The 3,081-nt window shown below is 63.1% G+C and carries 3 protein-coding genes; all 3 read right to left on the bottom strand.

Going from position 1 to position 3,081, the window contains the following annotated elements; translation table 11 throughout:
• Nucleotides 1-85: 85 nt before the first annotated feature.
• Nucleotides 86-1,762 carry a thiamine pyrophosphate-binding protein gene (locus H0V78_05405; GenBank protein ID MBA2351228.1) on the bottom strand — a complete coding sequence of 559 codons (1,677 nt, stop codon included), beginning with the start codon at nt 1,760-1,762 and terminating at the stop codon, nt 86-88.
• 111 nt (nt 1,763-1,873) lie between these two features.
• Nucleotides 1,874-2,776 (bottom strand): 50S ribosomal protein L3 N(5)-glutamine methyltransferase, encoded by a 903-nt coding sequence (gene prmB / locus H0V78_05400; protein ID MBA2351227.1) that lies wholly within the window; start codon nt 2,774-2,776, stop codon nt 1,874-1,876.
• Between the two features lie 6 nt (nt 2,777-2,782).
• Nucleotides 2,783-3,081: M20/M25/M40 family metallo-hydrolase (locus tag H0V78_05395; GenBank protein MBA2351226.1), on the bottom strand; the 299-nt coding region annotated here is incomplete at its 5' end.

Here is a 3,081-nt window from a genome sequence, read left to right as displayed (position 1 = left end):
CAATGGAGTCATGCCCACGATTCTATGCTAGCTCGCGGGTTCGCTGCGGCGCGGCTGATAGATTACGAGCGCACGCCGGATGCCGTCATGCCGGATGCAACGCGCGGCCTTGCTCGCGCAGATCGTCGAGCGAAGCGTTCATCGTCAGCGCCTGCGGGTCAATCCTGACGTGTAACAGCGCGGGCCCGGCACCGGATAGCGCGCGCTCGAATGCCGGCGCGAATTCCGCCGTTGTCACGACCGTATCACCTCGCGCGCCGTACGCCCGCGCAACGGCGGCGAAGTCCGGATTGCGCAGCTCTGTACCGGCGACTCTTCCGGGATAATTTTTTTCCTGATGCATCCGGATGGTCCCGTACATGCCGTTGTCGATGACGACGAAGATGATCGCAAGCCCATATTGCACGGCTGTCGCGAGTTCCTGCCCGTTCATCAGGAAACAACCGTCACCGTTCCACGAAACGACGATGCGCTGCGGATGCACCGCCTTCGCCGCGATCGCAGCCGGTACACCGTAGCCCATGGCACCGGAGTAAGGCGCGAGTTGCGTCCGGAAGCCGCGATAGCGAAAAATGCGGTGCAGCCAGACCGTGTAGTTGCCCGCACCATTGGCAAGAATGGCATCGTCGGGCAACCGCTCGTCAAGCCAGCGCACGATCTGCCACAGATCGACCGCTCCGGGAACGGGCCGCGGCTCGCGCCACGCCTCGTAGTCGGTGTGCGCTTGTGCTGCGGCATCAGGCGACCGCGCGCGGCCTATTCGACGTTTGCTGTTGATCGCAGCCAGAAACGCGCCTGGTGTTGCCGCGATCGCGATCGCCGGCTGGTACACGCGGCCCAGTTCCTCGACCGACGGATGAACGTGAAGGAGCTTCTGGCGCGGCACCGGCACGTCGAGCAATGTGTAGCCCGACGTCGTCATCTCGCCTAAGCGCTCACCGATCACGAGCAGTACGTCCGCATTCTTGACGCGCGCGGCGAGTTTAGGATTGATGCCGATACCGACATCGCCCGCGTAGTGCGAATGACGATTGTCGAATAGGTCCTGATTGCGAAAGGCGCAGGCGACGGGCAGTCCAGTGCCTTCGGCAAACGTGCGCAAAGAATGGCACGCAGCAGCGTCCCACCGGCTCCCGCCAACGATAACCAGCGGCGCGCGTGCCTGCTCGAGCGCAGCGTGGACCGCGTCGACCTGTCCTTGATCGGGCCCCGAGCCAATCGCGTCGACGCGCGGCGCATCGTGACAAGTGACGCGCGCTGTCGAGACATCTTCGGGTATCGCTAATACCACCGGACCCGGTCGTCCCGACTGCGCGATTCGATACGCGTGCGCAGTGTATTCGGGAATGCGCTCCGCACGATCGATTTGCGCCACCCACTTGGCGACACTACCGTACATCCGGCGGTAGTCGATCTCCTGAAACGCTTCGCGATCGCAGGTGTCCGATCCGACCTGACCGACGAACATGATCAGCGGTGTCGAATCCTGCGCCGCCGTATGGATGCCGATGGCGGCGTTAGAAGCGCCCGGCCCGCGCGTGACGAAACAAAGACCGGGACGTCCGGTCAACTTGCCGAACGCCTCGGCCATGTATGCCGCGCCTCCTTCGTGCCGACACACAAAAAATTGCAGGCGCTCCTGCGCATCGTACAGCGCATCCAATACGGCGAGATAGCTCTCGCCCGGGACACCGAATGCGTGCGTGGCGTTCTGTGCAAGCAGGCTGGCGACGAGAATTTCGCCGCCGGAACGTTCGGCCATCGTGAGGCTGCTGTTGGAGAAAAGTGAAGCGCGATTCTACGCGACGATAAGCGCGCGAGCCGTTGCACGCACAAGCCTTCTTTAGCTTTAGCTTCCGAGCGTCGGATGAATTTAGCGCCCCGCGATCAATTCTTCGCGTTTCACGAGAAACACGGCGTCCTCCGAGGAGGACGTCGGCAGCCACACGAAGGGGAGCCGAGGGAACGCGCTTTCCGCCCCGGCGCGGTTGTGGCCAACTTCCACAACCAGCGTCCCGCCGTTGTTCAAAAACCGTGGCGCTTCCTTGACGATCGTGCGCACGGCGTCCAATCCATCGTCGCCGCCGGCGAGCGCCTGTTCCGGTTCATGGCGATACTCGCGCGGAAGCTCTCCCATCGCCATGGCCGTCACGTATGGAGGATTGCAGATGATGAGGTCGTAGGTTTTTTCGGACAGATTGCCGAAGAGATCGGAGCGAATCAGATTGATCCGGTCCGCCAGGCTGTAATCGCTGACGTTGCGTTGCGCCACGGCGAGGGCATCCGCGGAAATATCGACGGCGTCCACGTCCGCGATCGGATACGCATGCGCGAGCAGGATCGCGAGGCAGCCCGAACCGGTGCACAAGTCCAGCGCAGCCGTGACAGTCTCCGGCGCACCGACGAAGGGGGCGATCCCCTGCGGTAGCAATTCGGCGATGAACGAGCGCGGAATGATGACGCGTTCATCGACCTGGAACCGGAACTCGCCAAGCCACGCCTCGCGCGTCAGATACGCTGCCGGAATCCGCTCGTCGATGCGGCGGGTGAACAGCTCCGCAAGCCGCGCCCGTTCGTCTTGCGTGACGCGGGCGTCAAGAAAGGGCTCGAGGCGATCGAGCGGCAGGTGTAGTGCGTGCAGCAGCAGGTACGCGGCCTCGTCGTACGCCTGCGTGCTGCCGTGCCCGAAATGGAGCTTGGCCTCGTTGAAGCGGGAGACTGCCCAGCGCAGCCAGTCGCGCACGGTCTCGAGTTCATTGGCGGGAATCGAGCTCATCGACGGCTACCCCGGCAACAGCAGCCGCTCGAGAATGTTCCGGTAAATTCGCGCCAGCGGTTCCAGATCGGCGATCGCCACGCGCTCGTCCACCTTGTGAATCGTCGCGTTGACTGGGCCCAACTCGACTAATTCGTTGCATACGCTTGCGATGAAGCGCCCATCGGAGGTGCCACCGGTGCAGGAGAGCTCGGGCAACAAACCCGTAACTTCCTGCACAGAGGCGCCGACAACATCGACTAGCAGGCCACGCGCGGTCAAAAAGGGATTGCCCCAGCCCGTCCACTCCAGCGAGTAGTCGCGCA

It is taken from the genome of Burkholderiales bacterium, assembly GCA_013695435.1.
In the GTDB taxonomy this organism is placed as follows: domain Bacteria; phylum Pseudomonadota; class Gammaproteobacteria; order Burkholderiales; family JACMKV01; genus JACMKV01.
Note: the sequence above shows the minus strand (reverse complement) of the source record. Positions and strands in the feature narration are given on the sequence as shown.